This is a genomic window from Candidatus Effluviviaceae Genus V sp., from assembly GCA_014728125.1.
GTDB lineage: Bacteria > Joyebacterota > Joyebacteria > Joyebacterales > Joyebacteraceae > WJMD01.
In genome coordinates this window covers 25368-33782 of sequence record WJMD01000068.1, presented here as the reverse complement: position 1 = coordinate 33782, position 8415 = coordinate 25368, and the positions used below count along the sequence as shown (strand labels likewise).

The following is an 8415-nucleotide window of genomic DNA, read 5'->3' as shown; positions in this document are numbered from 1 at the left end:
CGTCGAGCCAGGACGGGCTCACGGTCGTTCTGAACGGCACGCTGGCGCACGAGGTAGGTCACATCCTCGGTCTCCCGGACCTCTACAATACGGGCAACTTCTTTCCGGCAATCGGCGACTGGGGCATCATGGACTCCGGCGGCCGGATCGGGATGTCGACGCCGTGGGGATACGCGTACGGCCTCATCCCCGGCGCTCCCTGCGCCTGGTCCAAGGAGTACATGGGATGGCTCGACCCCGTCGTCCTGCTCGACGACATCGAGGACGTCGAGGTCAAGGCCTCCTCGGCAAGGGGAGGGGGCTACCGCCTCTTCAAGATCCCCGTGACCTCCGACGAGTACTTCCTCGTAGAGAACCGCCTCGACGATCTGGGGGGCGACAATCTCGTCGCGATCGAGCAGGAGCGGGGCGTCGTTCTCGGACCCGTCGACCCGGACTGTCCGCTTCCGATCTGTCCCGTGAACCACGAGTACGACTTCCTCATGCCGGGTCCCGGGCTTCTCATCTACCACATCGACGAAACGCGTGTGACCCCGGGACTGATGCCGTTCGACACCGTGAACTCGGACCGGCACCGTCTCGGAGTGGCCGTGGAGGAGGCCGACGGGATCTGGGACCTGGGCAACTGGAACAGCTTCTACTGGACGGGGAACGCGTACGACCCCTTCTACGCCGCCAACAACGACTCGTTCTCGTTCGACACGTATCCGTCGACCGACAACAACCTCGGCGGCAGAACGTACCTGTCTATCACGGGCATCTCCGATGCCGACACCGTCATGACGATGGACGTCCGGTTCAACCGATGGAAGGACGGCTGGCCGGTCGATCTCGATGAGCCGGTCGTCGCGGCGCCGCGCATCGCCGACCTCGACGGAGACGGGCTCGACGAGCTCGTGGTGGCGACGACCGAAGGTGCCGTCTACGCGTGGCGCGTCGACGGCACTCCGGTCGTGCCGCTCTGCGGGACGTTCGGCGAGTTCGCCCACGCCTCGGGCGCCGTCGAACAGCCGCCGGCGCTCGCCGACATCGACGGGAACGGCGACCTCGAGGTCATCGTCGCGACCGCCGCCGGCACACTGCACGTCTGGGATCATACAGACTCCGGCGGCGTCGGCCTGGCCGACGTGCACGGCGCCTTCGACGGCATCGCGATCGACGGGGCCGCGTCGTGCGCTCCGCTGGCCGCCGACCTCTCGGATGAGCCGGGACTCGAGATCGCCGTGGCGTCTCGAGGCGGCGCCGTGTCGGTTCTCGGGGCCGACGGTGAGCACATAGCCGGGTCGCCGCACAGTTTCGGCCACCTCGTGCTCGAGGACGTTTCGATGGCAGCGGGCGACGTCGACGGCGACGGTCTGGACGAGCTCGTCTTCACGACGACGAACCGCGGCTGGGTCGTGGCCATGAACGGTGACGGCGCGCCCGTCGCCGGCTGGCCACCGGATGTCGACATCGATCCGGGAGCAGTCGGCCGTGTCGTGCTGGGCGACGTCGATCGCGGCCGTCCCGGTCTCGAGACGGTGCTGGCCCTCGACGACGGTTGGCTGCACGTGCTCGGCGCGGACGGCGTGGAGCTCGACGGTTGGCCCGTGAGGATCTCCGGGGAGGTCGCGGCGCGGCCCGCGCTCGCAGATCTTGATGAGGACGGGCTGCTGGAGATCCTCGTAGCGTCCGGAGACTCACGCGTCAGGGGATACCGCTGGAACGGCGCTCTCGTTGAGGAGTGGCCGCTCGAACTCGCGCCCGGTGACAGCGTGGGTGTCGCGGCCCCGTGCTCGCCGCTCGCGGGAGACATCGACGGCGACGGCGCCATCGACGTGGTCGCCCTCTCGCCGGGCGGGAACGTCTTCGCGTGGAACGGCCTGACGGGGGACCTTCTTCCCGGGTGGCCTGTCTCGTCGGACGCAGGAAGGGCGACCCCGTGGATCGGCGACGCCGACGACGACCGTGAGCTCGACCTCCTGTCGGTCGGCGCGTCCGGGCGTATTCTGTTCCACCGGCTGCCGTACGCTTCGCAGCCAGGCGCGTTCGTCTGGCCGACCGAGGGGGCCACGCCCGACGGACGCGGCGCCTATCCCGACACGCTCGTGTCACCTGGCGAGCCGGACGACGGCGCCATCCTCGCGGAGGAGCGGACCTACTGCTATCCGAATCCCGCCCGCGGCGAGGACATCACGATCCGCTTTCATCTCGAGCGTGAGGCTGACGTCGAGATCGAGATCATGGACGTGACGGGACAGGTCGTCGCCTCCTACGAGGTCGTCGGCACCAGAACGGCCAACGAGGTCGTCTGGAACGCCGTCGACGTTCCGAGCGGGCTCTACGTCGTGCGGATCGTGGCCTTTGAACCGGGCGGTACCGCGCTCTCCGGCGCCGCTTCAGAGACGAAGCTGATGAAAGTCGCCGTCGTCCGTTAGGGGGGCCTGTTGTCTGCTCCGCGCTCAACCGCCGTCTTCCTTCTCTGTGCGGTCCTCATCGCCCCCGCGGCGAGCGCCGGCGGCTCGCTCGTCGCTCGCGAGCAGCGGCCGGAGGCCGACCTGGCGCTCGTCTCGGCACTCGACGTTCGGGACGAGTTGGTCGCGGCCGCGAGCCAGCCCGCGGAGGCGGAAGGCCGCTCGACCGGTCTCGTGACGCTCGCGTCGCTCGCCGTTCCGGGCACGGGGCAGCTCCTCAAGGGGGAGACGCGGGGCTACGCGTACCTCCTGGCGGAGGTGGCCTTCTGGGTGGCCTTCGCGGCGCTCAATCAGGAGGGGCTCGACATCCGGGACGAGTACGAGGCGTACGCGCGCGATGAGTGGAACTACGAGGCGTACGTCGACTTCTACGAGGAGTACTGCACGGACTGCGAGGGAGACTGTCCGGAGGGATGCCGCCCACTGGCGGAATACGGCTCGCAGGAGTACTATGAGGACATAGGGAAGTACTCGGTCTACTGGCCCTGGTGGGAGATCGACGGCGACGAGGGCGTCCCCGGAGCCGAGCCGAGCGAAGACGACCTCGCCATCCGGGGAGACTACTGGGGCATGCGGAAGGACAGCAACCGGAACCTCAGGAATGCCAGGTACTTCATGACGGCGGCGTTCCTCAACCACATCGTCAGCGCCGCCGACGCGTTCCTGACCTCGCGTCGGGGCGGCGGCGACGACGGCCACGCGGCGCGGCCGGGCACCGGCGTCATCTTCGACGTGACGGAGCGCGGCGACGGCATCAGGTGCTCCGTGGTCGGAGCCTTCTAGCGAGGAGACGTGGAATGCGATCGGCGATCCTCCTGACATGCGCCGTGATCGCGCTCGGCGCCCTGACGGGCCCGGCGTCCGCGGACGACCACTGCACGGCGTCCGGTCTGAGGGCTTCGGGTCTCTGTCTCGACGACGACGTCACGCTCCGCGAGATGGCGTCAGAGGTCCCGAACGAGTGGACGTCCGGGCGCTCCGCCGGGGCGGTCGAGAAGAAGAACCCCATGATCGCCGTTCTGCTCTCGCTCGCTGTGCCGGGATGGGGCGAGATCTACGCCGGCCATCCGGAGAGGGGCCGACTCTTCATGGCGGCCGAGGCCGGTATCTGGATCGGCTACGCCTCGTTCAGGATCCAGGAGGACCTCCGGATCGACGACTACCAGGACTACGCGCAGTCGACCCTCGGCGTCCCCGACGGCGCCGGCGATGCCTACTACGCGGACATCGGCGACTATCTTCAGAGCGAGGGACAGTCGAGCTACAACGAGGACATCCGCAGAGAGGCCAGGAGCCTCTATCCCGACGACCTCGAAGCGCAGGATGCGTACCTCGCGGCCAACGGCTACTTCGGCGAAGAGGCCTGGCAATGGGGGAGCGTCGACGAGATCAGGCACTACCGCGAGCTCAGGCAGGCGGCCGGCGAGTCGGATCGACGGGCGTTCTACATGACCGGGCTGGCCGTGCTGAACCGCGCCCTGTCGGCCATCGACAGCGCATGGATGGCTAGGCGGTTCAACCTCGGAGAGGGGGGAGCGAGCGCGCGGGTCAGCGTGTCCCCGACCTTCTCCCGGGGCAAGGTCGGCGGGCGCGCCACGCTCGAGATCACCTTCTAGCGAACCCCACGGAGCCCCTCGGACGACCTTCAGTCCCCACTCGTGGTCTGGAGTCCGACACCATGACACACGCCGCATTCACGGTCCGCACGCCGCTGCGCCGCGGGGCCGTGCTTCTCGCCGTTCTCCTCACGTCGTTTCTCTCACCCTCGCTCTGCGAACCGTCTCGTGCGGCTCCGCCAGGCATCCTCGCACTCGAGCCGGTGGGCGTCGTCGAGCCGCTGTCCCCGGAGCGGATGGTGTCGCCGTCCTCCGTCGCCGTCGATCACCGGGGACGGATCCTGATCGCCGACGCCGGCCGCCACGTCGTCGGCCTGTACGAGCGACACGGCGCATTCGTCAGCGAGTTCGGAGGGTTCGGCTGGGAGGACGGGCGGTTGGACGGTCCGACCGACCTGGCCGTCGTCGAGGGGTTCAGCGTGTCGGTGCTCGACGAGGGCAATCGCAGGGTCGTCGGTTTCGACGAGTCGGGCAACTTTGTGGGCGTCGAGGTCGGAGAGGGTGTGGCCGGGACCCCGGTCGGCATCGCGCTCGGGCCGGCCGGCGAACTCTACCTGGTCGATACCGACTCCCAGACGGTCCTCGTGCGCTCGCAGTTCGATGAGGCGCTCGAGCCCTTCGGCCGTTTCGGCACGGGTCAGGGCGGACTGGTCGATCCGGTCGCCGCGGCCGTGGCTCCGGACCGCTCGTTGGCCGTGGCCGACCGGGGCCGGCGAGCGGTTCTTCTCTTCGACCAGTTCGGCGCCGAGCTCGGCGTCGCTACCGCTCCCGATTCACTCGACCCGGTCGACGTGCTCTTTGACCCGTACGGGAACCTCCTCGTGGCCGATCGACGGCACCGTCGCGTCCTCGCCTTCGATCCCCCAGGATCATCGATCACGAGCGTCCTCGAGCTCGATGAGCTCGCACCCGGCTTTGAGCCCGTCTCGATCGCGCGGGGCGGCGACGGGGAGGTCGTCGTGCTCGACGGGGGAGAGGGAGATGTTGCGATCATCCGCCCGGTCCACGTCCGGAGGTCTGGCACGCGGTGAAGTGCGCGATCCTCTGTTTCCAATGCCTCCTCCTTCTCGCGACAGCCTGCACGGCCGCGGTCGGTCCCGCAGGCGGGCCCGACGGCTCGGGTGCCGTCGTCGCTGTCGGCGGTCTTCGCGTCATCGAGACGCGCGCCGGGAACGCGCGCCGCGGGCTCGCTCTGCCTGACACACTCGTGGTGGCGGGGACCGACACGGTGCGCCTCGAGGGCCGCGTACTCGAGCGGGGGACAGCGTATCTGCTGGATGCAGGCACCCGCCGCTTCCGGCTGATGGCGGACGCCCCGGACTCGGCGGCCGTCCGGCTCTCCTACCGGTACCTTCCCGGCGCGTCGCGGGCGGTCTTCAGAACGGCCTTTCTCGACAGCGCCGGCTCCCTTCCCGAGGAGGCAACGGCGGCTCAGGTGATCGTCGCCGAGGCGACGGAGGACCGGCCGGCGATCGGGCCGGACCTGAGGGTCGACGGATCGAAGACCTTCGGGATCACTGTCGGCTCGAACCGGGACCCGACCCTCGAACAGTCGCTCAGGATCAACGCCGTCGGCCGCATCGCCGGCGATGTCTCCGTGCGGGCCTACCTTTCCGACCAGAACACGCCGCTCCGTCCCGAGGGGGACACCGAGGAGCTCCGGGCGCTCGACGAGGTGCTTGTCGAACTCGAGAGCCCGCAGGGGCGGGCGACACTGGGCGATCTCGTGCTGTCGACCCGACGGTCGGTGTTCGCGACGGTCGAAAGGGAGCTGACCGGCGCGCAGGTCGAGGGACGGCTCGGGCCCGGGAGCTTCCTTCTCGCGGGGGCGCGCGCCGACGGCGAGTTCGCCAGCGTGACCTTCCGCGGCGTCGAGGGGAAGCAGGGGCAGTATGTGCTCGGGTCCGGGGACCCGGTCGTTGCCGGGAGCGAGCGCGTGTGGATCGACGGCGAACGCGCACGGCGCGGACGCGACAACGACTACGTCATCGACTACGATGCCGGCGCGATCGAGTTCACCGAGACCAATCCGATCACCGCCGACACGGAGATCTCAGTCGATTACGAGTCGGCCTCGGGAGCGTTCACCCGCGATCTCTATGCGATCTCGGGCGGGTTCGGCGACGAGGGGCTCTTCGGCGTGACCTGGCTCCGCGAGGCCGACGACAGCGGGTCGCCGTCGAGCGTGGTCATCGGAGATGACGAACGGGCGATCCTCGCGGAGGCGGGCGACGATCCGCTCGAGGCGTTCGACGCCGGCGTGGACTCCGTCGGCCCCGGGCTCGGCGACTACGAACGGCTGGCGGAGGGCATCTACGAGTACGCGGGCCGCGACTCCGGGAGTTTCGACCTCGCGTTCGAGCGCTCCGAGGGCGGCGCCTACGAGTATGACTACGTCGGGGGTTACTACGTCCACGTCGGCGAGGGGGTGGGGACCCACCGGTTGGGGCAGTCACTCCCGCTCCCCGTCGCCCACGACATCGTCGCGGTGAACGGTGCCGGATCGCTCGGCCCCGACGGCTGGGTCGAGGCCGAGGGCGCCGTCTCACGCTACGATGCCAACACGCTCTCGGATCTCGATGACGACGACAACGTCGGGAACGCGGCGTCGCTCTCAGCGGGGACGCGGACCGCTCCGCTCACATGGCTCGCGGGAGGCACGCTCACGGCCTCGCTGTCGGGTCGCCGTGTCGCGGGAGCCTTCCGGGCGCCCGGCCGGTTCCGGGAGGTCGGATACGAGGAGCGGTGGGAGCTCACGGGTCTCGATCTCCCCGACGGCGAGGCGATGGCCCGCGGGGACGCGGAACTCAGCTTCCCGGAGGGCGGCGAGCTCTCGCTGTCGCACGCCGCGCTCCGGCGGGGCGACGATGTATCGACCTCGCGGTCGGAGTTCGCGGCCTCCGGGCGCCCGCTCGACGGCGTCGAGTTCAGTGCGATGGGCCGTCTGGTCGACGTGTCGGTCGATGGAGCGGCGCGGAGTGAGGACCGGACCAGACGGCTCTACCGGGCGGCTCTCGACAGAGCCGGGGGCACGTTTCGACCGGGACTGCGCTACGCCCGCGATCGGCGAACGACCGACGGCGACGGCGAACGCTACGACGAGTTCGGCGGGCAGCTCCGTGTCGTGGGCGGCGGGCGACTCTCCGGTCACGTGTCGTACGATCACCGCGTGACCGACCGCAGCGACGCCGGCGTCTGGAAGAGCGCATCGACCACGACCACGGAGGAGTATCGCCTCACGTGGGACGGCGGACGCCGTCTGTCGGCTGAGATCTTCGCCCGCAGACGGCGCTCCGAGCAGGAGGGCGCATCCGGGGACCCCGGGACCCGACACGACCTCGTCAGGGCGCGCCTCGCTGGAAGCTCGGGGGGAGGGCTCTTCAAGGGCGAGCTCAGGTACACGGTGACGACGACCGAGGTCGAGGAGAAGGAGAAGTACGTCACGGAGGAGGACGGCGTCGAGGTCACCAGGATCATCTCGACGGGGAACTACCTCCCTGTGACGGAACTCGAGGCCGTCGCCGGGTGGCGCGTCGACGGACGGGCGGGCCGGGGAAGGCTGCCGGAGGCGACCCCCCTCCGGCGACTCCTGTCCTCCCTGAGCGTCCGGTCGGACGTCAAGCTCAAGGAGAGTACGACGACCGACGACCGGTGGGGGCTCTACCGGCTCGACCCCGGCGTCATCCAGAGCGACGACACCGTGGAGGGCGACATCATCTCGCGCCACTCCGTGCGATACGTGTCGGCCGGCGGCGGGGCCTCGGCCCGTCTGACGGTCGAGACGAGGGACGAGCTCGACCGTCAGTTCGAGAACGCTCCGGAGCGGAGGACCGTCAGAAGCGCCGCGGTCGACGTCAAACTGTCGCCCTCCAACGACCTGACGTGGCGGATCCTCGGAGAAGCCGCACGACGGGAGCGGGAGTCGGACGGCGCGATCGAGAGCTACCGCATCGACGAGCGGACGGTCGAGGGAGAGATGTCGCTGCGCCGCTTCGGTGACGTCGAGCTTCGCCTGACCGCACTCGTCGGCGGCCAGGACGAGGAGGTCGAGGGTGTCTCGCTCAGACGCTACGAGATCACGCCGGGCCTGACCTGGCGATTCCGCGGCCGCGGCGCCCTGATCGCCTCGGTGACGCGCGCGGAGGTGGAGACCGACGCAGACGACCTCCCGCTCTACCTCGGCGCGGGCCGGGGACCGGGCGGGACGACGCTCTGGCGCCTCTCGGGCGACTACCGTGTTAACAGCTACCTGACGGCGACGCTCTCGTACACCGGGGAGCGGCGCGAGGGACGGGAGGCCGTCCAGACGGCCGACCTGAGGGTCAGCGCGTACTTCTGAGGGAGCG

General features: G+C 69.6%; 5 protein-coding genes. All 5 read left to right on the top strand.

Annotated elements, in window-relative coordinates; all coding sequences use genetic code 11:
- On the top strand, positions 1 to 2417 hold a 2417-nt coding region (locus tag GF405_03875; GenBank protein MBD3367303.1), incomplete at its 5' end, for a T9SS type A sorting domain-containing protein.
- 9 nt (positions 2418 to 2426) lie between these two features.
- Complete coding sequence (locus GF405_03870) at positions 2427 to 3236, top strand: hypothetical protein (protein ID MBD3367302.1); 810 nt, start codon at positions 2427 to 2429, stop codon at positions 3234 to 3236.
- Between the two features lie 14 nt (positions 3237 to 3250).
- Entirely contained in the window at positions 3251 to 4069 is an 819-nt protein-coding gene (locus GF405_03865) for a hypothetical protein (protein ID MBD3367301.1), read from the top strand.
- A 62-nt stretch (positions 4070 to 4131) separates the two neighbouring features.
- On the top strand, positions 4132 to 5100 hold the full coding sequence (locus tag GF405_03860) for a hypothetical protein (protein MBD3367300.1): 969 nt from the start codon (positions 4132 to 4134) through the stop codon (positions 5098 to 5100).
- A complete protein-coding gene (locus tag GF405_03855; GenBank protein MBD3367299.1) occupies positions 5097 to 8408 on the top strand; it encodes a hypothetical protein in 3312 nt (1103 codons plus the stop codon). The genes GF405_03860 and GF405_03855 overlap by 4 nt, the downstream gene beginning before the upstream one ends.
- Positions 8409 to 8415: the final 7 nt, after the last annotated feature.